Below are 25129 nucleotides of genomic sequence, written 5' to 3'. Positions count from 1 at the left end.
AGTTCGCTCTGCCACCGCCGACCACGGGGGTCTTTGCGTCCATCGGGGACAACGGCGTCGAATGCCGCAAAACACCTCATATGTCCTCCCCGTCGCCGCCTGGTGGTATACGCCGGCCAGTGCAACGGGGTTTCGAGTCCGCATGGGTGAGGCCACCGGATCGCGGCCGCAGCCCTTGCGGTTTTTCCTTCAGATAAGACGTCAACCTACTCAATGATGCTGTACGCAGAGGCTTCCACTACCTGTTCGGGATTCTTGATGTCGAATACCACCTTGTGCAACTGTCCCGGTGTAAATATAAATTTGCCTTTGTCTGCATATTCCTCATTCACCGGCATGCCTTCATCACGGCCGATATCGAATGTTTCATGAGCTGTATAAGAACCATATACAGTCGCAGTAATGTCCATTTCACCCACTTTTGAATCATTGATAAAGAGTTCGACAGTTGAAGGCCCATTCAATACAGGTTCTTTCATTGTGTGTTTCAGGGTGATCTTAAGATCCCCGGCAGGGATTTTCACGTCCCCGTCAAAATCATGCCAATACAGGCCAAGGGTGGAGTAGCTGTATCTCAACTTTCCGTCTTTGATAAACAGCGCCTGTCCGCCAATATGTTCGCCAACCGCGTAAATCACACCCTCGGTCGTATCATCAGCCGTTATATAGGCATTGACCTCATAGTTGGTTGATTTGATCTCAGGTCCGGCCAGCTCGGGAACCCGGTACACATTGGGTGTCAGTTCCCAGTGTTTTTTCCCGGCCCGCTGCGGATTGGATTCCGGTTGCAGCGGTCTACCCATAGAACCGCCGATAGGATAGACATCGTACTTGTCCGCCTCTTCCCAGAACAGTGTTTCCAGTTCCTTGACTTTTTTCGGGTACTTGTCCGCCACATTCACCTGCTGGATGGGATCTTTTTCAATGTTGTACAATTCCCATTCGGTATTAAGGGGGTCGAATTTCGCCATGGCTTGAGGATCCATCGACCAGGGAATGCGATACGGTTTCCCGGCAATGGTCCAGCCATCGTGATACAACCCCACAAATCCCAGCATTTCAAAATACTGGGTGGGATGGTTGGTTTTGGCATCGGGATTGTTCCATGCATAGGTGAGCGATTTTCCCGGATACGGCTTTCGTTTCTGGCCGTTCACATAGTCGGGTGCAGGAACACCTGTTACCTCCAGAATAGTTGGAACGAGGTCGGTGATATTCTGAAATTGTCTTCGCCATTCGCCCCTTGCCTCGATGGCTTTGGGGTATCTTATGGCTGTAGCGGACATTGTTCCGCCGAAATGGGACGCCATCTGCTTGGTCCACTGGAACGGGGTGGAGGATGCGTAGGCCCATGCCACGGAAAAATGGTTCGCCATGTGCGGCCCGCCCCAGGCATCCAGCCCGCCGAACTCTTCGAGTTTTTCCAGCTGCTGTTCCATGGTCAGCGGCGGGAACCCGTTCTGCATCAGGAGCTCGGAAAATGTGCCAGTGGGGGTTCCTTCCGCCGTGGCGCCGTTGTCGGCGGTCAGATAAATAATCAGGGTATTGTCCAGCTCGCCCATTTCCTCAAGATGCTCGATGAGACGCCCGATGTGATAATCCACATGTTCCAGAAAAGCGGCATTGACCTCCATCTGCCGTGCCAGATACGCCTTCCCCTCCTTGCTGAAGGAATCCCATGTGGGCAGGACTTCCGGCCAGTCCACCATCCTGGCGTCTTTGGGCACCAGGCCCAGTTTTTTCTGGCGTTCCAGCTGCTGCGCTCTGTAGGCATGCCATCCGTCATCAAATTGTCCCGTATACTTGTCACGCCACTCTTTTGGCACCTGGATGGGCGCATGAACCGCACCCGGCGTGTAGTAGATAAAGAAAGGCACATCCCGAAGGCCTTTCCAGTTGTCCAGCCACTGGATGGCCTGATCGGCCATCCCCTGGGATAGATGGAATTCCGATCCATCGGCATTTGTTGCCGGGGTGTCAATAGCCGTGGTGTTTTCGTACAATAACGGATGAAACTGATTGGTCTCGCCGCCCAAAAATCCCCAGAAATACTCAAACCCCCAGATACCGGTCGGCCAGCTCTCAAACGGACCGGCTGGCGAGGCCTCTTCCATGGGGGTATTGTGCCATTTGCCGAAGGCGGCCGTGGCATAGCCATTGTCGGTCAGGATCCTGGCAATGGATGGGGTGGTGTAATCAATCTGCGAGTTGTACCCCGGATAGCCGGTGGCGAACTCCGATATGATGCCGGTGCCGATCTGGTGAATATTGTAGCCGGTCAACAGTGAGCCCCGGGTGGGGGAACAAACTGCAGCGACGGACATATGCGTATATCGGATGCCTTCATTGGCGATTCGGTCAAAAGTGGAGGTGCGCATGACGCCCCCATAAGATGTCGCATTCGAATAACCGGCGTCATCGAGCATGATGACCAGTACATTGGGTGCCCCATCAGGCGCTTTGGGCTGCCCGACAAAATAGGGTTTTGAGTCCGCCAGGGTTTTCCCCTGGACCCCTTTCCATTCTTTTTTCGGATAGGGGATGGCGTTGCCGTCTCCACTCTTTAGCGCGGCGGCTGCCTGGCTGCAGAGCGCAATAGTGAACACACTTAAAGACAGAATTGCGGTCTTTGATGATTTCATTGTTTCCTCTATTCTTGAGTTACTCGGTTTTACCCATAGTCGTTTTATGTGTCTTATTTGTCCCATAGATTTCTATTTTTCCTACGACCTCATCTTACGTAGCCCACCCCCTCGCGACGCGGATGTGTTCCCGTCGACCATCAGTCGTCCTCCGGCGAGGGCATGAAGCCCGGATCGCTGGCCGGTAGGTTCTTGAAGTGGAGCTTTTTCAGCGTCCGTTCGAACTCGAAGGGCGCCTTCTCGAAGTAGTCGTTGGCCACCGGCGAGCTGGTGTCCATGCCCACGTCGAACGTCTCCGAGACCGTGAAAGCCGCGGGCAGGGTGCGCCGTACCGTGCCGGTGGCGCGGCTGCTCGCGCCACTTGTGGACGGATTCCTGCATGGACGGCCCGACGGTGCCGCCCATCGGTTGGGAGGGAATGGCAGAACGTCCTGGGCATAGGTTGGAAGGGTGCCGCAGGAGAGGGCAAGTGCGTGCATTATCGCTGCCTTCGTTCTCATGGCAGGGATCGGATATGCGATTTATAAACGGTCATGTCTTCGGTTAGAGGTCAGAAAGCGATTCCGTAGGTGATCAGGCCTTCATCAAAATCGTTCCCGAAATCGGTGACGACGCTGGTGCTGAAACCAATTTTGATCACTTGGTTCTTGGCGACGGGGAGCGCGACGGTGACCCCGGCCCTGAGGTTGTCCTGCTCGTCCACCAATCGATCGCCGCCTATCGTCTGCCGGCCGCCCTTGAAGTAGGTGGATTCCAACGACATCCAGAAGCCGGGCTTGAAACGTCTCACGATGTGGACTTCACCTGAGACGATGGGGTTCTGTTTCCGTTCACCAGCGACAAAGTCGTTGTCATCAGTGAAAATCCAGGCGCCGGCTTCGAGTTCCAAATGCCACCTGGAGGTAAGTGGCAGGATACAACCCACCCGGGGTCTGAAAGCCCATCGATTGGTTCCAAGATTGAGCAGTCTACCCCAGTCGTAGTCGCCGGTCGGTGCGACCACCTTGAGGCTCGCTCCAACGATCGGACGGGGATTCGCTCGCAGATCCACGAATTCCTTGGGTCCCATGGACGGAGCGCCGATCAGATTCACCCCCAGGGCCACGCCGAGATCGTTGACGCCCGAGTAGGTTCGCTGGACCGGCTCTCCAAGCAGGAAGCCCTTCGACCGGGCCCAGGAGTAGGGCACTTCAACGAGAATATTGGCCGTCCGGCCCAGAAGACCAAACGTCTGCATATAGGACAGGATGGCGGTGTGGATCTGTGAGTCCATGCTTTCGACAGGCAGCGAAGGATCGGTGAGCACGTTGCCGTCGGCGAAGGCGTAACCGGTGACAACAACCCTGGTTCCCTCCGGAGCCGGCCAGTAGGTTCGGGGTGACATCTGCTGGGCTTGAGACAGCGGCGTGGACAAGACACTCGCAACGATAAGGACCAGGCCGATTGCTTTCGACGGCAAATCAGGCCCGATTCGCACGGCACTGGAGGCGGTGGGATGCGCAGAATGTTCGCCGAACCGGGATGCCTCTGCTCTTGGTCGGGTTCGGCCGCCCTGCAGAACGGTCACAGAGGGTTGCTCGCCAGCCATTCGCGGATCTCCTGTTCGAGCCGTTCCCGCATTTCCTCGTAGTCGGCGACTGCGGTTGGCTCTCTCCGGGAGCCGCCGGCGATCGTCTCGAGAATTGCCACGCAATCGGCATAGTCATCGCAGATTTCCCGGAAATCCGACGAGACCCGGTAAGAGCGCTCAATCTGAGCCCTCCGGTCGGGAAGGACCCGCAACAGACAGGTCCAGTGTTCCATGGCTCCATCGCCATGCGTATTCATCGGTGGCTTCATGGTTTCCCGCCTCGGGATCACACGGGTCCATGCGTCGGAGCCCCGGCAATCCACCCACTCTTGTATTCAGTCGTTGCGGGACCGACAAGGGTGGGAGGGTAACTTACGGTGTGATACCCTGGCTTCCAGCCGGCCTTGCGGACGACAGGATTGCAACTTGCTGTCAGGAGTCCCGTTCGGCTAGCGTTGAGGTCCGCGTCATGAGTGATCCCTCAGCTCAGGAGGTCCTCCGTGCCCTCGACCTGCTTCTCGACAGCCCCGACTTTGCCAGGTCGGAGCGGTCGCGCAGGTTTCTCGATTTCGTAGTTCGGGCCAGACTGGAGGGCAGGGAGTTTGAGATCTCCCAGAATACGTTGGCGACCGAGGTCTTCGATCGACAGGGATCGTTCGACCCCAGCACCGATCCCATTGTCCGGATGCAGGCCGGGCGGGTGCGGCGTTCCCTGGAGCACTACTATCTGACGCATCGCGACCAACATCTGGTAAAGATCGTCCTCCCAAAGGGAACTTATGTGCCTGAGTTTCTGAGCAATGACGAGACGAGGGAGATTGAACCGGAGTCCGGTTCGCGGAACATGACATTCGGGAACATCCTGTCCGATCACCAGGCTCCGGTCATTGTGGTCTGTCCGTTCGCGAACCTGACCGGTGATCCCGAGCTGGATTATCTCGCCCGCGGCCTGTCCATGCACATTGCCATTGGCGCCGATCAGAGGCGGGATGTGAGGGTTCTTGTCAGCTCGACCGATCCGATTTCCGCCACGACGACGACATCGGGCCCATTGCCGGAGAATCTATCAGTGGGACTTTGCCTGCGTGGCGCGCTTCTGAGGAACGGGACCGTATTGAGTCTCGATGTTCAGTTGATTGAATGCGAGACAGGCTACCAGATCTGGGCTCGCCAATTTGTCCATTCGCAACCCGAGGTTGAAATCGCGGCATTTCTGGAACACGCCGCACGGCAGGTGGCGCTCATGATGTTCAACGAAGGGGGCATCCTCTATCGGCACCAGATCCGGCAGCTTCCTTCCGAGCACAACACCGATCCGGATTCGTATGAGGCCATTCTTCGCTATTTCGACTGGCAGCTTGCTCCCGATCCGGAGGCCTTCGGACGGGTCATTCACGGGCTTCAGGTGGCGGTGAGAAAGGATCCTCGAAGCGGTATTGCCCGTTCGTTCCTGGCACGCTGCTATGCAGACCTCTGGGCTCTCGGATTCGATGGGATCCCGGTTCGGATTGAGGAGGCCCTTGATCTCGCACTCGAAGGGTTGAGCCGGAATCCCCAGGATTGCCGGACCGAGGCCATTGCCGGGTATGTCTGCCTCGTGATGGATGACATGAAGTCCGCACGGCGGCATGCCGAGGCCGCACTGGTCAACGCGGGCGGTTCGCTGCTCTTTCTGGACGCGATCTCCTATTTGCTCACACTTTGCGGCGATTGGGAGCGAGGTTCCGCGAAGCTTCGGCAGGCCATCCAGGGTAATCCGTTTCATTCCCGGTTTGTGCATGGTGCGCTCTGGGCTGAAGCCCTGCGGCGCGACGATTTTGCCTTGGCTTTGAGCGAGGCCATGGCCACCACGACTTCGAGCAGCTTCTGGTGTCCGCTCATGCAATGTGTGGCGCTGGCCCACCTCGGCCGAATCGACGATGCGGTCCGTTTTCGAGAAAGAATTCTCGAGTTCAGGCCCGGATTCTCCGGGAATGCGGACTGGCTCATCCGACGCTACATAAAGGACGACGCGCTGGTCGCTCAAATCAAGGAAGGGCTGGCGATAGCCGGCCTGACGGTTTCCTGAAGATCCGCGGATGACGACGCGGATGTCAGGTGTGACTCACCGCTTCTTCTGGTCCACCACTTCCCATTGTCCCTCTTCCGTACCCGAAAGGGTGACGTCAAGATGGGCCACCCTCTTGTTTTCTTTCCACGCTTGAATGTTGACGACCCGGATGTTCCTGCCGTCCTTATCTGACTTGGAGATCAAGGCGGCCTTTCCCCTGATCCGTGATTCGGGATTCATCCATTCGCGTGCGGCGTTCAGGATATCGTCCTCGAGGAGCGCGAGCACGCTCTCATCGAGCATTTCCCGGTCAAGCGGTGTTCCCTGAACAGGAAAGATCGAGGAACCGATGCTGCCTACCAGAGCGACGGGTGCCTTGATGATGCCGGTGAAGAACCCCTGGACAGCTCCTTCACCGTCATTGTTGCTGGCGCTCTGCGCTCGAACGGCAATCATTTCTGCCCGATCGAGGTAGGCCGGAATTGGTTCCCGGACGGCCTGGACTTCTGAAAGGACCGGCGGTACCAGCTCGCGAATTCGTGCAGATTCTTCGAGGATTGGCGGTAACTGGCTTCTTGAATCGTCGGCCTTCGCCAGGCGACCACCCGGCCCTTCGATGGACTCAGAGTGGTGAGCCTGTCGAACCGGAGAACCGCCCTACAGATCGATCCTCAATGGAGGGTCCTACTCCCGCCCGACCGGTTCGGCCACTAGTCACTGAAGATGACTCGCCAGTCGTCCTTCATGCTTACGACAATCCAACCGTGCTGTTCGGCCTCGTCGAGGCCGCGGGCGAGCCGGCCAATGTGCGAATCGCGGTCATAGGCCCATTCGCGGTCGGCATCATCGTGATGGATATAGACGCCCAGCGAGGGACGTGATCCCGACGTCGTCCACTCGAGCATCTGAAAGTCACCGTCCGAGTTGCCGGCTGCGAAGATGGGTCTCCGTCCGATGTGCTGATGGATGCCGATCGGTTTGCCTTCCTTGTCGTCGATGAAATTCATCTCGGGGAGACGGACGATGACGGGAGTGTCGTCGCGCACCTCGTATCTTGTCTTGATGCTGCTGCCGATCACCTGCTCGGGCGGGATGCCGTAGACCCGCTCCGCCCACGGACGCATGAACTCGATGCCGCCGCCCGAAACGATGAAGGTCTTGAATCCGTTCGAGCGCAGGTAAGTGAGAAGTTCGAGCATCGGTTGGTATACCATTTCGGTGTAGGGCCGGCCGGTTTCGGGATGACGGGCCGTCTCGATCCACTCGGTGACAATTGTTTCAAATTCCTCCGTCGTCATGCCGGCGTGGGTGGCCATGGCCAACTCGACGAGCGCGTGTTTACCGCCGGCCAGTGCAGCCTTGATGTCTCCCTTGAGAACCGAGGCGAATGGCTCCTGTGTCACCCACTCGGGATGTTGCGGTGCGAGCACCTTGATCCGGTCGAAGATGAAGAATGCCTGGAAATACATCGGTTGTTCGCTCCAGAGCGTGCCGTCATTGTCGAACACCGCGATGCGCTCGGGGGCGGGCACAAAGGTATCGGATGACTCGTCCGCGACGCGTTCGACGAACGTCACGATTGAGTTCTTGTGGCCGGTGTCGTTCCAAGAGGGAAGGGGGGCGAGGATGGCTTCAGCGCGGACGAGCGATGGGGCAATCGCGTGGGCGAGGATAAAGACAAGTGCACAGGCAAAAGTGTTCGTGTTCATGAGTGGAGAGTGTGGCGTGAGGTCTTCGGGTTTGATTCCTGAAAGCGAAAAGACCGCCACCCTTCCGGATGGCGGTCTCGAAAAGAACCGGTGTTTATCTGCCGCCCATGGCCGATTTGATCTGCTCCTCAACCTTGACGAGGTTGAAGGAACCGGGTGTCTGGCTGGGCGGGTATTCCTGCATGGTCATGAGGAACCTCGCGGCCAGCTGCTGCATGGGGGCGAGAACGAACACGCGGTCGAGGAACCAGTCATTGTAGGTGTTCGAATTGTGCTGGGCGCGCTCAAAGGGATCGCGCCGCAGATTGAAGAGAAGGGGAACGCGCAATTCGATGAACGGTTCGCGCCAGACCTCGAAGGCGACTCCACGGTTCTCGAGGAAGACTGCCTTCCAGTCGTCGTAACGCATGGCCACGATCTGCCCGTCGTCGTTGACATACATGAACTCATGGCGGGGTGACTCGGCGACCTTGCCGGTGAGGTAATCGAGCTGATTGTAGCCGTCGATATAATTGCGGTAGTGCCGACCATTGAGGTCAACCCCCTTGAGAAGCTGATTCTTGATCTCGGGGTTTCCGGCGATGGCGGCGAAGGTGGGCAGCCAGTCCTCGTGCGAGACGATGCCGTTGAGGGTCACACCAGCCGGGAAATGACCGGGCCAGCGGACGAACGCGGGGACGCGGTAGGCGCCCTCCCAGTTGGAATTCTTCTCGCTGCGGAAGGGCATGGTGCCCGCATCCGGCCAGGTATTGTAGTGAGGGCCATTGTCGGTGGAGTATTGAACGACGGTATTGTCGGCAATGCCGAGATCGTCGAGGAGCTTGAGCAGTTCACCGACCTGCATGTCGTGCTCGATCATGCCGTCGGTATACTCGTCGTTGCCCGGGTGACGGTGTTCTTCCTTGACGTGGGTGCGGAAATGCATGCGGGTTCCATTCCACCAGCAGAAGAAGGGTTTGCCGGCCTTGACCTGGCGGGTGATGAAATCCTTTGCCGCGGCAAGCGTCTCTTCATCGATCGTCTCCATCCGCTTCTTGGTCAGCGGGCCGGTGTCCTCGATGGTCTGTCCACCCTTGCCGTCCGCCTTGCAGTGGAGCACGCCGCGTGGTCCGAAGTTCTCATAGAAGGTCTTGCCGTTGGCCATGACCATGTCGCGCGGGTAATCCTCATTCTCCGGTTCCTCCTCGGCGTTGAGGTGATAGAGGTTGCCGAGAAACTCGTCGAACCCGTGCATGGTGGGCAGGTGCTCGTCCCTGTCTCCCTGGTGGTTCTTTCCGAACTGGCCGGTGGCGTAACCCTGACTCTTGAGCACGGTGGCCATGGTGACGTCGGTTTTCTGCCACCCTTCCTTCGCACTGGGAATGCCGACCTTGGTCATTCCGGTGCGAACCGGCACGCTTCCGTTGATGAAGGCGGCCCGGCCGGCAGTGCAGCTCTGCTGTCCGTAGTAGTCGGTGAAGGCGACGCCCTCCGCTGCGATTCGATCGATATTCGGCGTCATATAGCCCATCATGCCACGGCTGTTGTGACTGATGTTCCAGGTACCGATATCGTCGCCCCAGATGACGAGGATGTTGGGTTTCTTGTCGGCGGCTTGCGCGGCAATCGTGAGGCCAAGCGAGAATAGGGCGAGAGCCCAGCGTTTCATTTTCATAGGATACATGCGGACGGTTAGATCATGGAACTCCGTTTAGGGTAACGGGTTCCGGGGCAGATTTGTGGAAAAGTGGAGCACACAGGGCAAATTGCAAGCAACAGAAGCATTTGTGCCGTGTAGCCGCCGCGCGGAGGAGTCCTCCGGTATGGTCCTCCCCGTGCGGTAACCCGGGTTGGCGGGAATCGATCTCAGCAGCCCTCGAGGTAGCGCGCTCCCAGTTGCAGGCCCAGCTTTTCGGTGGCCTCGCTGCCATTGAAATCCTGGTCTTCCAACTCGATGCAGACACAACCCTTGTAGCCATGCTCGGCGAGAAGACGGAAGGCCTCCCCCCAATTCATCACGCCGTGCCCGGGGATGGCGTAGCGCCAGTGGTTCCCTCCGAACCCGAAGGACTTGGCAAAGGTGGGGGGCTGTTCGTGGCCCAGCTCGTAGAGACGCTCCGGGGAAAGCTCGGTGTCCTTGCCGTGAACGTGACCGACGCGGTCGATGAATTCGCGCAGAAAACGCAGGGGGTCGATCCCCATGCGGATCAGGTGGGACGGGTCATAGTTGACGCCCATCGACCTGGACGGGCATTCGGCAAAAAAATTGCGGAAACCCTCCGGGGTGCAGCACAGGGCACCCGGTCCCGGCCAGCCCTCAACGACGATCCGCGCCCCGCAGGCTTCCAGGGTCGGGGCCAGGGCGGAAAAACTCTCGACCATGAAGCCGAAATTGTCGCTGCGCGGCAGCTCCGGCTTCTCGGGCAACATGGCGAGGAAGTGATTCATCGGCCCGATCCTGGCACAGGCCTTGATGTAGTCGGCGTTCTTTGCCACGGCCTCGGCGCGCTTCCCTTTGTCGGCCGAAATCATGCCCTGCCATTCGGCCAGGTCCACCGAACCGACCCGCAGGCCGGCGTCGACGACGGCCGAGGCGAGGGTGTCGCCGTCGCGGCCGAGGTCGAGAGCGCCCATGCCGTTGGCTTTGGCCCACTCGAGCACGGCCCCCAGATCCTTCTGCCAGTCGGACCAGCCGCGCCGAAAGCCGATGGTGAACCCGGCGGTGCGCGTCCCGCTCATGATCGCCTCACTTTCTTGACGGCTGTTTTCTCCCAGCCCCTGGCGTCCCTGCTGGAGCTCAGGATGAGTTCGAGGACGGCCCGTCCTTCCTCGACGGAGTGAAGAGGACGCCTGCCTTCGCTCAGACAGTCGGCAAAGTGCTCCATTTCCGCGGCTATGGTGTCGACCGGTTTGAACTCCCGCTTCGCCGGTTGGCTGTAGCCGTTCGGCAGAAAATACAGTTCATTGCCAGATCCAAACACCTGGCCCTTTTCGCCGATGACGTGGATCTGGTGGGTGCCATGCGGATTGTTGAAGGCCCATGACGTCAGGACCTCTCCGATGGCTCCGTTGGCGAAGCGGACCTGTACGCTCGCGGTATCCTCACCCTCGATGGGTTGGAGGAACCGGCCCATGGTGCCGCGGATGGCGACGGCCGGTGCACCGGCGAGGTGAAGAAGCCGGTAACTCGGGTGGTAACCGGTGTCGATCAGTTCTCCGCCTCCCTGCCACTTGAGCTTGGCGCGCCAGGCCCCGCGGAACCCATCCGGACCCGCCTGGAAGCAATCCTGGGAGCGCAGCCAGAGGACTTTGCCGATTGCACCGTCGTCGATCATCTTCCTAGCCTCCCGCACCGCCGGCATGAAGAGTTGGTTATGGGCCGACATGTAGGTCACGCCCGCCTTCTTGACCGCGGTGGCGATGGCATCGGCCTCCTTAAGGTTCATGCACATCGGCTTTTCGCAGAGGATGTGCTTGCCGGCGGCGGCGGCGTCGAGAATCGCCCTGGCGTGAAGGTGGTGGGGCAGGCAGATGTCGACGGCGTCGATCTGGTCGCCCATGGACTTGAGCATGACCTTCCAGTCCCTGAACCGGGCCGCAACGCCTCCGAGTTGCTCGCTCCGCTGCTTCAGGTTCTTGTCGGAGATATCGCAAAGGGCGACGCATTCGATCTTGTCGCGGTGGGCGTTGATGCCGTTGGCGTGGGCTCCGGAAATGCCGCCCGCTCCGATGATGGCGAGACGGACCTTGGCGTTCTTCAATGCGGTCATGCAGAAACTCCTCTGAATGGGGATTCGGGGGGACGGATGGAAGCGTCATCGTCGCCCGACCCTCAAAGGGATGCAATGCGAATTGAAGAGGTCGCGCCGGCAATCAGGACCCATCGCGGAATATCCGCATGAGGCATCCGGCGCCACCGCTTACCTTTTTGCAGATCGGGACGGTGTCGGGTGCCGGCCCGAAAGCGGACCTCATTTATATGCCCGGCAATCCTGATCCCGATGCGATGGGCGATTTTCACACTGATCCTGACCCTGTTGGAGGGTGTCGCAGCCTGTGCGGCGGACGAACCTGAACTCGGTCGATTGATCGACTTGGCAGATTCGGTTCGGACAGGTGAGGAAATCACCCGCCTTCTCGGCGAGCCTGACTGCGAGGATTCGGAAAGCCTTTATGCCTACACGAAAAGAGATGCTTTTTCATTGGGATCCAGATGATCCGATACGAGCGGCTATCCCACGGGTTTGACCTCATTTTCTTTGTCAGGAAGACCACCGGCGAGATTCGTCGTGCGCTCGTCATCGAAAACGTCAGGCCGCCATCGGTTCCGGTCTCGTCGCGTATCGACTAGGGCAACTGGACCAGTCGGACGGTCGGGGGTCAGTTGGGTATGGACCAATGAGAGGCGCCACCCTTCTTGCCAAAACCTCAATCGGCCGACTTACTTCTGACCAATTGGTTGAGGCTCACGCCCGATTCCGGAGCCTGCATCGCGAGGGCCTGTTGGAATTCAGGGCCTTACTCTTTGATTCCGTTCCTGAGTGGCACGCCCGTAGGGTTCCGAGGAGCCAGGCGACGACATTCGAAACGGAGTGAAGACATCGTTCCGAGCGCAGCGACATGACCGGGGTCCGCCAAGCGGACAACCGGACCACCGCAGGTGAGGCTCCCGGGACTGATCGACCGGTCGCAGTAGACTCTGCGTCTGTGCCACCCTGACATTGCAGAGTGGCACGCCCGTAGGGAGTCGTTCCGAGCGCAGCGACATGACCGGGGTCCGCCAAGCGGACAACCGGACCACCGTAGGTGAGGCTCCCGGGACTGATTGACCGGTCGCAGTAGACTCTGCGTCTGTGCCACCCTGACATTGCAGAGTGGCACGCCCGTAGGGAGTCGAACCCCAAACCTCCTGATCCGTAGTCAGGCGCTCTATCCAATTGAGCTACGGGCGCACAGAAACCATGGAAAAAGAGGCAATGGGGCCGGGAGTTCAAGCCCCTTTTTCAATTTCAGTCCCGTCGCTGGGGATTATCCGACCGGGTTGCCAGCAGAGCAAGAAATGCCGGAATCAGCAGGGAGATCCAGAGGGCGGCCCGGTAGGATCCGGTCGTTGAGGTGGAAAGGCTGAAAACGAAGGGTCCGATTCCGCTGGCGATGACCATGCTCGACATGCCGACTCCGCTGATCGCGCCGATGTGCCTGCGCCCGAAGAATCTTGGGGTGGAGATGCCGGCCAGAGCGACGAAGGCACCTCCGCAGACGCCGTTGCCGGCGACAAACAGAGCCGGCCCCCATCCCTCGGCAAGGTTGAGGGCGCCGACGACCGAGGCGATCGCAGCCAGATTCATGGCGAAAAGAAGGTACTTGAGCCGGGTACGGGAACTGATCCAGCCGCAGAAGAGGTTGGTTCCTACACTGAAGAAGGCCATGGGCACGAAGTACCCGATCACGGTCGTCCGATCGATCCCGGCCTCCGCTCCGAGCGAGACGATGTGAAACGTGATCGCCGTGCCGAAAAGGGAATAGAAGGCGAAAGACAGGATGAAGGCCCAGAAGGGGAGGGTGCGGACGGCCTCCGCCAGGGAGTAGTCCCGGTGGGCGATGGCGTCGGCGTGGAAGATCCGCTTGCGGCCGGCGGCCTCCGGCCCGTCCATCCGCAGACCGCATTGCTCGGGATTGTCCCGATAGAGAAGCCAGCCGAGCCCGCCCATCCCGATCAGCGTGATCACCCCGAGAAGGCCCCAGGTGCCGTCGTAGCCGAAACGGCGTATCAACATATCCAGGACGCGTGGGGCGATGGAAAAGGCAAATCCGGTGAAGACACCGCTCAACGCGAGCGCCGTCCCCCGATGGTAGTCGAACCACTTCCCGATCATATTGCGGCCGGTCAGGGCCAGAACACCTTGGGCGGAGGCGCGGATCAGGTAGAACCCGATTGTGATCACGAGAAACGGAACTGCCACCGTTGCGATTCCGGTCGGGCCGATAATCGCGGTGAGGGCGGCACTGATCCGGGTGCATGCGCTCAGGTAGAAGAGCACAAGACCCGTGGCGACTGAGGCGTAGACGGCCATCCGTCTGGCCCCGATCCGGTCGAAAACCCGTCCGAGCCAGGGCAGGGAGAAACCACTCAGAACGGTACCGACCAGATAGGCCGTGCTCAGTTGGAGGCGGGAAAGGCCGAGCTCGACGATCAGGATGTCGGTGAAGACACTGAACCCCATGGTCTGGCCCGGGATGGTGAAGATCATCCCGATGGTGGCCGCTGCGACGATCACCCAGCCGTAAAAGAAAGTGATCGACGCGGGGCGGAACGGGAACCCGGGGTCCCAGAGTCGGGAGCGTCGGGACGGCTTCACCGGTTGATCTGTCGGCGTGGAGTCTGGGAGCATGCGAAACGGGGTTGATCCCCGTATCGGCTCAGTGGGTCAAGAACCTTCCCGGATCATCCCTAAATCCTCCGCACGGATCGGGGATTCCGGGAATGAAAAAGCCACCGGCTTCTGGCCGGTGGCTCTTGGTTGTTGATCTTCCCGAGGGGATTGGTCTCAGGCGTGGGTCCGGAGGGTCCGGTTGGCTTCTTCCGACTGGCGCACATCGGTGAAGGCGCTGTAGGCGAGGCTGGCCAGGACGAGGACGAAGGTGGCGGTTACGGTGATCATGATGGTGGTCTCGGTGAGGGTGGTTTGGTTTGGTGGTGACGGTGCTGTTGCGGTTCAGGCCTGGCCGGTCAACCGGTGGCTGGTTTCTTCGTGGCGGAGGTCGTCAACGATACTGGAGATCAGGCCGGCGATGATGAGGAGGGAAGCGATGATGGTCATGGTTGTGGTGAGTTGAGTGTTGGATTTGGTTTTCTGCTTTCTGCCTGATGTAATGCTGGAGGCGTGCCAAGTCGTGGAATGAATTTGTAAGTAATTGGACAAGACATAGATAAAAACTTAATTTTTCTGATCGTAACAGCGAAGCTCCCGGCGCGAGGTCGGGGTGTTCGGTCTGCGAAACAGCCGGCGTCCCAATTTTGGGACAGCTCTGTCTGATGGTCTTGAGATGGAGGGTCGTGCTCCCCGAGCGCGTTGTCCCTGGTTACGGGCCTGTCCGACCGTAGAGGACGGAATCCTGGATGCTCCGGGCGGCGGCCCTGCCCCCAGGTGGACTCAAGGTGGTGTTCCTGGCGGACCAGAGGCTCCTTTCCAATCCGGTAAGGAGTCGGGAAGGCGGATGGTGATCCGAAGGAGTCAGTCTCGAGGGTGGCCCGGCCGTTCAATCATCTCGACATAGGAATGCCAGGTGGCGTGGCCGAGAAGTGGCAGGATGACGATGAATCCAAGGTAGCGGGTGGCGAAGCCCACCCCGATGAAGAGGGCGATCAGAACAGCCCAGAGCACCATGCCCGATCGGTTCCTGAGCGCTGTCTTGAAGCTCACCACGACAGCCAGCGGAACATCGAAATCCTTCCGGTCCAGCAGCAAAGGAATAGTCACCACGCTGATACCGAAAACAAAGGCCGCAAAGGCTGATCCGGCCAGGGCGTAGCAGCCGAGGAAAACCCAGCCGCTGCCTGTTCCGAGAATCTGTTCGATGGCCACGTGGGCCTCGGGGATGTCGCCGGCAAAATAGATGGCGATCAGGATGACCGAGGTCCGGCTCCAGAGTCCGAGGAGAATGACGAGGACGATGCCGAACAAACTGATCGCGAGAGCATTGTGGCGCCAGGCAGTCAGGGAATGGGCCAGGCTGCCCTTCCCGGTTTCCGCGCGGATGTGGCTGAGGTCGAAAAGGCCGCCGGCCAGGAAAGGGCCCACCAGAATGACGCCACTGGCGAGGGCGATCCGGTAACTGGTGCTTTCGACCAGGAGCCAGACTGCCACCCCAAGGCCGGTCAGGATCAGGCCGTAAAAAAGGCTGGCCAGCGGCATGGCCCGAAGATCCGACCAGCCGGAACGTATCCAGCCAAGAGCGGCCTTGCGGTTGATGGGGCGGATTTCCGGCAGGCGGAATCCCGAATCGGACGGGGGCAGGGTCGATTCCACTCGGAATCATTAAGGAACGAGCCGGCCGGTTGGCAAGTCCGGGATGGGGCCGCGTAAGCGGATGGCCGGCCGTTGGCACGGTCCCCCCGACACGGACGGAATCCCGGATCTCGAAAGGGCAGACACCAGGAAATCTGAAGGAAAATCGGTCTCCGGGCCTTGATTTCGAGGAATAAATGCGTTCTCAATTGTGCAATCATATGAATTGGACCATTTTTGCTGTTATTGTCGTTGTCTTTCTGGCTCTTCAGGTCACCCGGGCTCTTGGCAGTCTGAAGGAAGAGGATGCCCTCAAGTACCTGGATGCGGGAGCGGTCGTGATCGACGTGCGGACGCCGGCGGAATTCGCCAACAAGTCCATTCCCGGAGTGATCAATATCCCGCTCGACCAGTTGGCCGATCGGATCGCCGAGGTCGTTCCGGAGAAGGAACAGATCGTCCTTCTCCACTGTCGCAGTGGGAACCGCAGCGGTCACGGGACGAAGGTCCTGAAGTCGATGGGCTATGAGAGTACCTACAACCTCGGTTCGTTTGGTCATGCCGCCCGGATCATGGAATCGAGACCCGTCCCGGCGAATTGACGAAGGAAGGCAACGTCGGATTCGGATCCGGCGGGATTTTGTCTTTTCCAACTATCGGATCTGAGCTATGATCCGCCAGTTGCGTTTTTGCATTGGGTCGGTGGTCCGCGGAGCCAGCGGCCTGGAAGGAACTGGGCATGATCAGACTGGCATCTTCGGACCAACAGAGTGTGATCGAGCACGCCATTGCGTTGCTTGATCTGGTCTTTGAAGGGCATGATTCGCCCCCGGTTTCGGTCAGACTCTGGGAGGGCACGCTCTGGCCGGATGGGGAACGGCGGCCGGCGACCCTGATCCTCAAATCTCCCGGAGCCTTGCGCGGGATGTTCGGATCGATTTCGGAGAAACGTCTGGCTGAAGCGTTTATTGCCGACCGGTTCGATGTGTCCGGAGACCTCGAGGCCGCCTGTTCGATGGCTGATCTGCTGGCGGACCTGGCGGACTCGAACCTGGCGAAACGGATTCGGCTGATGGCGCACCTTCGCCGATTGCCGGCCGATCCAGGAGAATTCGCCGGCCGGGGAGCCTCCGTTTCCCGGTTCGGTCGGCGACACTCCCGTGAGCGGGATCGTCAGTCGGTCCGCTTTCATTACGACCTCTCCAATGAGTTCTTCCAGCTTTGGCTTGATCCCCGGATGGTTTACTCGTGCGCCTATTTCGGGCAACGCGACGGAGACCTGGAACGCGCGCAGGAAGCCAAGCTGGACCTCCTCTGCCGCAAGTTGCGACTCAAGGCAGGTGACCGGGTGCTCGATGTGGGCTGCGGCTGGGGGGGATTCGCTGTGTATGCGGCGCGTCACTACGGTGTCGAGGTGACCGGGGTGACCTTGAGCGGTCGCCAGGCCGATTGGGCGAGTGAACGGGTAGTCGGGGCCGGGTTGGCCGGCCGCGTTCGCATCGAGCCGGTCGACTACCGGGAGCTCAAGCCCGACCATCCTTTTGACGCCGTGGTCAGCGTGGGGATGGCCGAGCACGTCGGGCGCGAGCGACTGGGTGAATACTTCCGGACCCTCCGGGATTTCCTGCGGCCGGGAGGGGTGCTCCTCAACCATGCGATCGGCGAGGGTGGGCGTCCCCGCCGTGCGACCTGTCCCTCGTTCATTGACTCCTATGTTTTTCCCGACGGGGACATCCCGCCTCTGCCCGTTGTGCTGGGATCGGCCGAGGAAGCGGGCCTGGAGATTCGGGACGTCGAGAACCTGCGCGAGCATTATGGCCTGACCCTCCGGCACTGGGTGCGCCGCCTTGAGGCTGCCCATGCCCAAGCGCTTCGCCACGTCGACGAGTCAACCTACCGTATCTGGCGCCTCTACATGGCCGCCTCGGCCTATGCCTTCGACCGTGGCTACCTTTCGGTTTACCAGACTCTGCTCAGTCGACCCGACCCGGATGGACGGTCGGGCCTTCCCCTGAGGCGCGACGACTGGTATGGCCGGGACTGAACCTCTGTGTCTCCGGCCCGGGGCCGGAGGCAACCGCGTCACTTCTCATTTTCAGCCGGTGGGCCGTCGAAAGTCTTCTGCGGACCCGACCGTTCTTTCCGGCCGGACCTGACAACCACGGTCCCGGCGATCTTGTCCTCGATCGCCTGGAGATTGGGGTCCCAGAGCAGGCGGAGGAACCCGATCGATCCCGTGGCCAGGCCGGCGGCATAGCCGCCATAGCGGACAAACGCGTCCATCGGGGTGAGCGGGCGTCCGTCGAGTTTGACCACACGGGTGCGAAAAAGCCATTTCCCCGGGGTCAGGCCTTTCAGCCATACGGTGCAGAGGGTGAAGTAGACACCGGCCCAACCAAAGGTCAGTCCAAGGGTGCTGGAGAAGTCGGTGGCGGTATTGACCAGAGAGTTGCCCCGGGCCGATTGTCTCAGTCGTTCGTTTTCTTCCACCAGCTGGTCAACCTGAGACTGGAGGGTACCAGCCGCACGCCGCAATTCGACTGTCCCCGCGGAGGGGGAAATGTAGACGGTCTCAATTGAAGGTCCGGCGGCAACGGACCCGAGATTGAAGGCCGCGGTGCGGATGATCGGGCGCCCGACCAGCAGAAAGCTGGAAAGAATCACCACGCCGGCACCGAGCAGGATCAAGACCCAGCGGAAGGCCTGCCAGAACCTGGCCTTGCTCACCCGCCGGCTGCCGATGGACGCCATGGTCACGCCGGTGAGAAGCCCGAGGACAGGGCCGGCCAGGAGGGATAAAGCGCCGATGACCAGGAGATCCGCGGCCATGGCACCGGCCCGCTGCCAGGGGGCCGCGAGAGGCATGTCGAGGATGCGCGGGTCGAGATGAAGGACCTCGGGATTGACGACGCGACCGGTCGACTTGTCGGGTTTGACGGAATTTGCAGGTGTGGACTCAGGCATGATTGCGACGCCACCACGTTGAACCCGCCCGGCATTGGGTCAAGGCCGACGGCGGAGGATCCAGGGGTATCCCGGCGCGCCTCGATCAGCTATCGGCGGTCTCGGCGGAGCCTTCGTGGCAGTAGGGACAGGAGATGTCGGGCACGTAGCGGGGATCCTTCTGCTCCTCCACAGTCAGGGGCATCTGGCAGGCAAAGCAGAGGACGGATCCGGTCTCTTCAAGGGAACCGTTGAGCCCGACCCGGCGGTCGAAAACAAAACACTCCCCGTCGTAGTGGGCCCCGCCGCATTCCTCGAAGTACTTGAGGATACCGCCCTCAAGCTGAAGAACATTCTTGAATCCTTCGCCCTGCATGAACGGACCGGCCTTCTCGCAACGGATGCCGCCCGTGCAGAACATCACGATCGGTTCGTCCTTCATTGACGAAGGCAGGCGGCGCACTGCTTCCGGAAAGTCACGAAAGTGGTCGATGCCGACTGGTCGGGCCCCGTGGAAGGTGCCGAGTTTGACCTCGTAGTCGTTACGCGTGTCCAGAAGGGTGACGGGCCGTCCCTCGTCCAGCCACTGCTTCAGATCCTTTGGGGCGAGTTTGGGCGTTGTCTGGCGGGTGGGACGAATCCCCTCCACACCGAAGGCGATGATCTCCTTCTTGATCTTGACCAGCATCCGGTTGAAGGGCTGTTCGGTCGCTCGGCTGTACTTGGGCTCGAGGTCCTCGAGTCCGGAAATGCCCTGGATCTCCCTTAGGATCGCCTCGATCGCGGCGTCCGTGCCCGAGACAAAGACATTGATCCCTTCCGGGCTCACCAGAATGGTTCCCTTGAGGTCGAGGTCCAGGCAGCGGGCCTTCAGGCGGGGGCGCAGTTCCTCCAGACCGGTCAGGTCGGCGAACTTGTAGGCGGCAATCGTGCAGAAGGTCTCCATGGGTTGCAGGCTCCCATCAGAAACCGGAATCGCGCTCCCGCCAAGCCTTGAGGCCGGGTCTTGCCGGGCAAGGGGGCGGTCGGCCGGACTCCCGTCCCGAGGGTTGGATGGGTTTGTCACTTATTATGTTACAAACCCGGTTGTCGGCGGTTTGCACAGGGTGCGCCGGATTAGGGTGCCGTCGGGATGGATCCTGATACGACGGAACCCCGGCTGGGCGTAGTGGAGGGCGACCCCGGGTTGACGCCCCGGCAGATCAGGTGATCGAGCGAATGCTCCGCCTCATCGGGCAAAGGCAATCGGTTTTCAGCCCCCGGATTCACGCAGGATGAGGATGCGGTTCTGGTGTAGTTGTTTACTTGTGACAAGATGGGGGTCCTTCAGTCGGATACGCTTGCCGGAGACTGTGCCCTCCTGGTTGCCCAAGGCTCCCCAGGTCCGCATGAGGAGAATATCGATTTCGGGGTTGTGACGGAATCGATCCTGGAAGGGAGGATCCATCCGCTCGGCGGCGGTCACATGGATGCCCATTGGGTGCAAGTAGGGGTCATGGGCGCGGATGAGCCGGGCGAAGCGTATGGCAAAGGCGTCATTGAGCAGGCTGTTGCGGTCGGCCAGATAAAGGTTGTACTCATTGGCCGGATCGACGATGTAGAGCGAGGGAAAGGCGGCCAGACGGGCCATCAGGGTGCGGATCAACAACTCCTCATGCTCGGGCAGAAAGGCTCTTCGGTCATTGAAGGGAAACCCCACGTGCCGGACGATCTCTAGGCCACTTCCTGCTCTCCGGGCTGGGTCTTCCAGCGGCGGTGCATCCAGACCCATTGGGTGGGGGCCTGGCGGATGAAGGCCTCCGTGATTTCGGAAAACCGGCGGGTGTTGGAGAGAAGGTCGGCCTCGGTGTCCCCGGTCCGGTCGATGGGGATCTCCGGGGCGATGGTCAGGTGCAGCTTTCCATCGACCCTGCGTATGGCCATGGCAATACAGGCGGCGTTGGTCCGTTGGGCGAGGAGGGCGGGTCCGACCGGGGTCGAGGCGGGGTGGCCGAAGAAATCGACATAGACCGACTTGACCGCGATATCCTGATCGATGAGCAGGCCGAGGAGGGCTCCCTGTTTGAGGGCCCGGAAGAGTTTCAGGTTGGCTTCGCCCTTGTAGATATTGGTTGCCCCCAGGCGTTCCCGGGATTCTAGGAGCAGCGCATTGAGCTTCTCGTCGTCAATGCGGGCTCCGACGATATAGGTCGGGTAGCGCAGTGCGCAATAGACGCCGGTCAGTTCGAAGGCACTCAGGTGACAGGTGAGGGTGACCACGCCGTTTCCCCGTTGGAAGGCCTGCTCCAGGTGTTCGGCACCCTCAACCGTAAGGATCTCGTCGAGTTGTTCCTTGGTGGTGATGGATTGTGAAATGAGGAGGTCGGCGAAACTCATCCCGAGATTGCGGAAGACCTCTCGGGCCATCCGGCGGATCTGGGCGGGTGAGGACTCATTGCCGAAGGCCTGAGTCAGGTGAGCGATGGTTCGGCGTCGGTCCCGTCCGATCAGGAAGTAGGCCAGACCTCCCATCATGCCGAAGAAGGCGTGGGACCAGCGGTGAGGCACCACCCGGCAGACGACAATGGCCATGCGGAACAAGGGACAGAGAACCGCACTGCGGGTGCCCCGGCGAAACCGATTCCAGGCATTCCGGATCATCACCGGAGGGAAACGCCTGCGAAGTGGATGGAGCCGGTCTGCAAGATGCCGACTTTGTGTAGAGGAAGATCGATCAAGAGGAAAGTCTAGGCCGCTTTCCGTGGGAAGGGAAAGCGTAAGTTCGCGGCCGGCGGCGGTCGCGTTTTACCGGCCCGGGGTGGTTCAGGCGCCCTGGGCGGCCCCTGTGCCGGTTCCTTCGTCGTGGCCCGGTTGCGTCTTCCAACGACGGTGCATCCAGACCCATTGGGTGGGGGCCTGGCGGATGAAGGTCTCGGTGACCTCGGAGAACCGACGGGTATTGGTCAGCAGATCCGCTTCGGTATCCCCGGTTCGGGCGATCTCGATCTCCGGGGTGAAGGTAAGGTGTTGTTTGCGGCCGATGCGTCGAATGCCGGCTCCCAGACAGACTGCGCCGGTCCGTTGGGCCAGAAGGGCAGGACCGACCGGAGTGGAGGCGGGACGGCCGAAGAAATCGACGAAGACGGACTTCACCTTGATGTCCTGATCGATGAGCAGACCGAGAAGGGCTCCTTTCTTGAGGGCCTTGAATAGAGCCAGATTGGCTTCTCCCTTGTAGATGTTGGTCGCGCCGAGACGTTCCCTCGATTTCAGGAGAATTGCGTTCAGTTTCTCGTCGTCAATCCGTGCCCCCACAATGTAGGTCGGGTAGCGAAGGGCACAATAGACACCGAGCAGCTCGAAGCAGCTCAGGTGGCAGGTGACCACGACGACCCCCCGTCCCTGTCGATAGGCTTTCTCCAGGTGCTCCTGACCTTCGACCGAGAGCACTTCCTCAAGCTCCTCCTTGGTGGTGATTGACTGGGCGATCATGAAATCGGCCGCGCTGTGGCCGAGGTTGCGAAAAACCTGTCGGGCCATCGACCGTATCTGGCGTGGCGAGTATTGATCCCCGTAAATATCGGTCAGGTTGGTGAGGGTGCGTTCACGATCCCGGGGGATGACCAGATAGGCGAGGTTGCCGAGGGTGGCGAAGAACAGATGAGACCAGCTGTGTGGAAGCACCCGGCAGAGAAAGATGGAGAGGCGAACGAGCGGACTGAGAACAGTGCTGCGGGCGTTTCGGCGAATGCGATTCCAAGTATCCCGGTTCATCGGATGCGGAAAAAAGAATGAGCTCAATCGGCCGGGTCATGGTCGACGGGGGCCAGGCTTCAGACCTTGCCGTGATTTTCAACCCAGGGCCCTGACCGTGTCAAAAGAGAACGCGGGTGGATCAGACTCGGGACCAGCGGAGCTGAGTCACCAGATCGAAGTTGCTTTCTCCGGGCGGGATCCGGCATTCAAGGTGCCAGACGGGTTCGTAACGATGGTCGATCCCGTCTTCTCCTTGGATGATCTCTGCCGCCCAGGGAGCTTCGACGGTGATCTCCCAGGCGGGAAGGCGCAGAACGGCCCGTTTCGCTGCCGCATCGATGAGCCAGGGTGCCCGGCTGTGCAGGTGGAAGGTGAGCCCGAGGGGTTCGGTGAGGCAGCCCTGGTCCCGGATGGTCAGTTCTTCCGGCCTGGCGGAAAACAGCTCGCGGCAGCACGATGTCATGATCTCGCGCCAGACGTGACCGAGGTCGATGCGAGCCCGCAGCTGTTGAGCGTCTCCCGTCCCTTCGGGGATGACGGCTTCCTCGGCCGAGTCCTGCCCGATGGGAGTGGCGCGGGACGAAACGGGGGCCAGCACATTGTGCAGTTCGGTCCGTTTCAGCGTGAAGCCGCGGGCATCGTCGTAACGGATCATCCCCCGGTCGATCAGAACCGGTTCATCATCGAGTTCGACGGTGAAAGCGCCCTTGTCGAAGTGGGTGTGGCTGGCCCGGGCTTTGCAGCCGGCCAGATGGATCCGCACCTCATGACCATCAGGGAGGGCCCGACGGCTGGTCAGTTGTCCGGTCTGGCTGAGCAGTCCAAAGACGGGAACCACGCATTGCGGTTCCGGGAGCTTATCGGGGGCCGCGATGAAGGCGAAGGGGCCGTCGATCATGTACTGACGGTAATAGGTGTCGCCACGGAGCTGAAGCAGGGTGGCGGCGGCAATCCTGGGATAGACGTCGTCTGGAAAGAGACCGGCCAGGATGGCGATGGTGTCGCCGGTGAATCGGTCATTGGAGTTGTCGCCGTCGAGCAGAACGCCGCCCGGACTCATCGCCGACATGATCGACACGAATGACCCGCTTCGGGCTAGAGCCGGGGGCAGGATGTCGTGAATGTCCGTCCCGCGGACCCGGGCGTAGGCGAGAAGTCCCGGGAGAACCGCCTGAAGGGTTACCGAGAAGTAGCCGACCCCCTCATCGGTCCCTCCATCGGGGAGGATATAGGCGGCCATCCCTTCCTGCATATCCTTGAGAGCCATCTCGGTATAGGGGAGCACCCGAGGCCAGGCTTGTTCGAGAACCAGGCCGGCCAGGATACGCGCCCGGCAGAACCAGGGACCCTGGTTCATGGTGTAGACATACTCCCATTTGACCATGTCGCGCTGGATCACGCTTAGACCCTTGTCCCACAGGGCGACCCGCACCAAATCCCGCGCCCGTTCGGTCAGGGCGAAATAGAGCCAGTCGTAGAGCAGGGCGCAGGTGGTCGTGGCCATTTCTTCGAGAAAACACCGCTGGTCCCAGGTACTGCCACGTGCGCGGCTCTCGGCCGACTGGCACCAATGGGTCGTATGGACGAAACACATGAGGTGGTGCAAAGCGTGTCGGATGAGCGCGTCGTCCTGACGGACGAGGCCGACGAGGGCACAGAGGACCGGCTCCGCCATCCAGGGTTCGCGTCCCTGCTCACGTTGACGCAGGTAGCGGTAGTCGGACCAGGGGATATAATCTTCGAGGTGGTCCAGGGGTTCACGTGCGAGCGACGCCCGGGCTCGTTCCTCAAGCTTCTCGAAATGGCCTTTCCAAACCGGAAGCGTGGCCTTGTGACGAAGCGCGGGAAGATCGGATTCACCAAAGAACAAGCCTCGGGCGAATTCCGGTTTGCCCCATGACTCGGCGGGTTTGATGAGGCCCTCCCAGCGGCCATCGTAACGGGGGCGGGCGATTTCCAGGTCTTTGACCAGACCGCTGGATCCGACGCCCCACCATTGCAGGCCCACCTGGATGGGCCCCGTCTTCTGCGCGGTGGCGACGATGCGCAGCCCGGTCAACCTGCCGGCAGGTCGCTGACGGTCGACTTCAATCCGCTTGCTTTCTCCGGTGACCGGATCACCCAGGGTGCACCATTGATCGTCGAGCCGTGCTTCGAAACCGACGGTCGCTTCGGCCGGAATGACGACGCAGAAGATCAACCGGTCGAAGCGCTCCGGCAGATCGCCGACTTCGAGGGTGGCGGCTCCGGCCACGGCACCGGCCGGACAGGTCTCCCAGATGAGCTTGGTGCTGTCCCAACCGTATTGATGACGAAAGCCGATACCGTCTTTGGCAACTGATCGGAAGGGGAGCTGGTGGGAAATGCGTTCATCGTGAAAGGGAGCGATGACCGATTCTGCGGGATTGAGCTCGAAGAGGAATTGGAGGGGCACGGATGGATCGGTGGGCAAACCCAATCCAGGAGGCAATCCCAACCGAGGATGAATCGTT

Annotated in this window: 21 protein-coding genes and 1 tRNA gene; 4 read left to right on the top strand and 18 right to left on the bottom strand. The window is 60.3% G+C overall.

Annotated features, from left to right (window positions below; genetic code table 11):
- Positions 1-206: 206 nt before the first annotated feature.
- The 4 genes from R3F07_06980 to R3F07_06965 all read right to left on the bottom strand — a co-directional run bounded on the left by R3F07_06980 (position 207) and on the right by R3F07_06965 (position 4481).
- Positions 207-2642, bottom strand: a complete 2436-nt coding sequence (locus R3F07_06980) for an arylsulfatase (GenBank protein ID MEZ5276103.1) — start codon at positions 2640-2642, stop codon at positions 207-209.
- Positions 2643-2782: 140 nt separating this feature from the next.
- Entirely contained in the window at positions 2783-3142 is a 360-nt protein-coding gene (locus R3F07_06975) for a hypothetical protein (protein MEZ5276102.1), read from the bottom strand.
- 50 nt (positions 3143-3192) lie between these two features.
- The gene (locus R3F07_06970) at positions 3193-4026 is read right to left on the bottom strand and encodes a transporter (GenBank protein MEZ5276101.1); all 834 of its coding nucleotides are present in this window, start codon (positions 4024-4026) and stop codon (positions 3193-3195) included.
- 179 nt (positions 4027-4205) lie between these two features.
- Positions 4206-4481: a hypothetical protein gene (locus R3F07_06965; GenBank protein ID MEZ5276100.1), complete on the bottom strand. Its 276-nt coding sequence runs from the start codon at positions 4479-4481 to the stop codon at positions 4206-4208.
- A 200-nt stretch (positions 4482-4681) separates the two neighbouring features.
- On the opposite strand from R3F07_06965, the gene R3F07_06960 reads away from it, so the two are divergent.
- Positions 4682-6280, top strand: a complete 1599-nt coding sequence (locus tag R3F07_06960) for a hypothetical protein (GenBank protein ID MEZ5276099.1) — start codon at positions 4682-4684, stop codon at positions 6278-6280.
- Between the two features lie 36 nt (positions 6281-6316).
- On the opposite strand, the gene R3F07_06955 is transcribed toward R3F07_06960, so the two are convergent.
- The 5 genes from R3F07_06955 to R3F07_06935 form a co-directional block, all read right to left on the bottom strand.
- On the bottom strand, positions 6317-6718 hold the full coding sequence (locus R3F07_06955) for a hypothetical protein (protein ID MEZ5276098.1): 402 nt from the start codon (positions 6716-6718) through the stop codon (positions 6317-6319).
- 254 nt (positions 6719-6972) lie between these two features.
- Positions 6973-7971 (bottom strand): HAD family hydrolase, encoded by a 999-nt coding sequence (locus R3F07_06950; GenBank protein ID MEZ5276097.1) that lies wholly within the window; start codon positions 7969-7971, stop codon positions 6973-6975.
- A 94-nt stretch (positions 7972-8065) separates the two neighbouring features.
- A complete protein-coding gene (locus R3F07_06945) occupies positions 8066-9625 on the bottom strand; it encodes an arylsulfatase (protein ID MEZ5276096.1) in 1560 nt (519 codons plus the stop codon).
- Between the two features lie 191 nt (positions 9626-9816).
- Positions 9817-10689, bottom strand: coding sequence for a sugar phosphate isomerase/epimerase (locus R3F07_06940; GenBank protein ID MEZ5276095.1), 873 nt, complete (start codon positions 10687-10689; stop codon positions 9817-9819).
- On the bottom strand, positions 10686-11720 hold the full coding sequence (locus R3F07_06935) for a Gfo/Idh/MocA family oxidoreductase (GenBank protein ID MEZ5276094.1): 1035 nt from the start codon (positions 11718-11720) through the stop codon (positions 10686-10688). The genes R3F07_06940 and R3F07_06935 overlap by 4 nt, the downstream gene beginning before the upstream one ends.
- 443 nt (positions 11721-12163) lie before the next feature.
- On the opposite strand from R3F07_06935, the gene R3F07_06930 reads away from it, so the two are divergent.
- A complete protein-coding gene (locus tag R3F07_06930) occupies positions 12164-12301 on the top strand; it encodes a hypothetical protein (protein ID MEZ5276093.1) in 138 nt (45 codons plus the stop codon).
- Positions 12302-12825: 524 nt separating this feature from the next.
- Here the strand turns inward: R3F07_06930 and R3F07_06925 are convergent.
- From R3F07_06925 to R3F07_06915, 3 genes are all read right to left on the bottom strand, one after another.
- Positions 12826-12902, bottom strand: a tRNA-Arg gene (locus R3F07_06925).
- A 57-nt stretch (positions 12903-12959) separates the two neighbouring features.
- Entirely contained in the window at positions 12960-14309 is a 1350-nt protein-coding gene (locus tag R3F07_06920) for an MFS transporter (protein ID MEZ5276092.1), read from the bottom strand.
- 876 nt (positions 14310-15185) lie between these two features.
- Positions 15186-15980 (bottom strand): DUF2189 domain-containing protein, encoded by a 795-nt coding sequence (locus R3F07_06915; protein ID MEZ5276091.1) that lies wholly within the window; start codon positions 15978-15980, stop codon positions 15186-15188.
- A 200-nt stretch (positions 15981-16180) separates the two neighbouring features.
- Here R3F07_06915 and R3F07_06910 point away from each other — a divergent pair, with 200 nt between their 5' ends.
- Together R3F07_06910 and R3F07_06905 are read left to right on the top strand one after the other, a co-directional pair.
- Positions 16181-16561 carry a rhodanese-like domain-containing protein gene (locus R3F07_06910; GenBank protein MEZ5276090.1) on the top strand — a complete coding sequence of 127 codons (381 nt, stop codon included), beginning with the start codon at positions 16181-16183 and terminating at the stop codon, positions 16559-16561.
- 137 nt (positions 16562-16698) lie between these two features.
- Complete coding sequence (locus R3F07_06905; GenBank protein MEZ5276089.1) at positions 16699-18003, top strand: cyclopropane-fatty-acyl-phospholipid synthase family protein; 1305 nt, start codon at positions 16699-16701, stop codon at positions 18001-18003.
- Positions 18004-18041: 38 nt separating this feature from the next.
- Here R3F07_06905 and R3F07_06900 read toward each other — a convergent pair whose 3' ends face one another.
- From R3F07_06900 to R3F07_06875, 6 genes are all read right to left on the bottom strand, one after another.
- The gene (locus R3F07_06900) at positions 18042-18923 is read right to left on the bottom strand and encodes an RDD family protein (GenBank protein ID MEZ5276088.1); all 882 of its coding nucleotides are present in this window, start codon (positions 18921-18923) and stop codon (positions 18042-18044) included.
- 85 nt (positions 18924-19008) lie between these two features.
- A complete protein-coding gene (locus R3F07_06895) occupies positions 19009-19848 on the bottom strand; it encodes a rhodanese-like domain-containing protein (GenBank protein ID MEZ5276087.1) in 840 nt (279 codons plus the stop codon).
- A 306-nt stretch (positions 19849-20154) separates the two neighbouring features.
- A complete protein-coding gene (locus R3F07_06890) occupies positions 20155-20601 on the bottom strand; it encodes a hypothetical protein (GenBank protein MEZ5276086.1) in 447 nt (148 codons plus the stop codon).
- Between the two features lie 14 nt (positions 20602-20615).
- Positions 20616-21542 carry a lysophospholipid acyltransferase family protein gene (locus R3F07_06885; protein MEZ5276085.1) on the bottom strand — a complete coding sequence of 309 codons (927 nt, stop codon included), beginning with the start codon at positions 21540-21542 and terminating at the stop codon, positions 20616-20618.
- A 162-nt stretch (positions 21543-21704) separates the two neighbouring features.
- Positions 21705-22655 (bottom strand): hypothetical protein, encoded by a 951-nt coding sequence (locus R3F07_06880; GenBank protein ID MEZ5276084.1) that lies wholly within the window; start codon positions 22653-22655, stop codon positions 21705-21707.
- 121 nt (positions 22656-22776) lie between these two features.
- Positions 22777-25071: a hypothetical protein gene (locus R3F07_06875; protein MEZ5276083.1), complete on the bottom strand. Its 2295-nt coding sequence runs from the start codon at positions 25069-25071 to the stop codon at positions 22777-22779.
- Positions 25072-25129: the final 58 nt, after the last annotated feature.

It is taken from the genome of Opitutaceae bacterium, from assembly GCA_041395105.1.
Taxonomy (GTDB): Bacteria; Verrucomicrobiota; Verrucomicrobiia; order Opitutales; family Opitutaceae; genus B12-G4.
Note: the sequence above shows the minus strand (reverse complement) of the source record. Positions and strands in the feature narration are given on the sequence as shown.

Bases quoted from the DNA above. Each gene is read 5' to 3' on its own strand.
- R3F07_06980 (MEZ5276103.1), bottom strand. From the start codon at position 2,642: ATGAAATCATCAAAGACCGCAATTCTGTCTTTAAGTGTGTTCACTATT.
- R3F07_06975 (MEZ5276102.1), bottom strand. From the start codon at position 3,142: ATGAGAACGAAGGCAGCGATAATGCACGCACTTGCCCTCTCCTGCGGC.
- R3F07_06970 (MEZ5276101.1), bottom strand. From the start codon at position 4,026: ATGTCACCCCGAACCTACTGGCCGGCTCCGGAGGGAACCAGGGTTGTT.
- R3F07_06965 (MEZ5276100.1), bottom strand. From the start codon at position 4,481: ATGAAGCCACCGATGAATACGCATGGCGATGGAGCCATGGAACACTGG.
- R3F07_06960 (MEZ5276099.1), top strand. From the start codon at position 4,682: ATGAGTGATCCCTCAGCTCAGGAGGTCCTCCGTGCCCTCGACCTGCTT.
- R3F07_06955 (MEZ5276098.1), bottom strand. From the start codon at position 6,718: ATGATTGCCGTTCGAGCGCAGAGCGCCAGCAACAATGACGGTGAAGGA.
- R3F07_06950 (MEZ5276097.1), bottom strand. From the start codon at position 7,971: ATGAACACGAACACTTTTGCCTGTGCACTTGTCTTTATCCTCGCCCAC.
- R3F07_06945 (MEZ5276096.1), bottom strand. From the start codon at position 9,625: ATGAAAATGAAACGCTGGGCTCTCGCCCTATTCTCGCTTGGCCTCACG.
- R3F07_06940 (MEZ5276095.1), bottom strand. From the start codon at position 10,689: ATGAGCGGGACGCGCACCGCCGGGTTCACCATCGGCTTTCGGCGCGGC.
- R3F07_06935 (MEZ5276094.1), bottom strand. From the start codon at position 11,720: ATGACCGCATTGAAGAACGCCAAGGTCCGTCTCGCCATCATCGGAGCG.
- R3F07_06930 (MEZ5276093.1), top strand. From the start codon at position 12,164: ATGATCCGATACGAGCGGCTATCCCACGGGTTTGACCTCATTTTCTTT.
- R3F07_06910 (MEZ5276090.1), top strand. From the start codon at position 16,181: ATGAATTGGACCATTTTTGCTGTTATTGTCGTTGTCTTTCTGGCTCTT.
- R3F07_06905 (MEZ5276089.1), top strand. From the start codon at position 16,699: ATGATCAGACTGGCATCTTCGGACCAACAGAGTGTGATCGAGCACGCC.
- R3F07_06900 (MEZ5276088.1), bottom strand. From the start codon at position 18,923: ATGCCTGAGTCCACACCTGCAAATTCCGTCAAACCCGACAAGTCGACC.
- R3F07_06895 (MEZ5276087.1), bottom strand. From the start codon at position 19,848: ATGGAGACCTTCTGCACGATTGCCGCCTACAAGTTCGCCGACCTGACC.
- R3F07_06885 (MEZ5276085.1), bottom strand. From the start codon at position 21,542: ATGATCCGGAATGCCTGGAATCGGTTTCGCCGGGGCACCCGCAGTGCG.
- R3F07_06880 (MEZ5276084.1), bottom strand. From the start codon at position 22,655: ATGAACCGGGATACTTGGAATCGCATTCGCCGAAACGCCCGCAGCACT.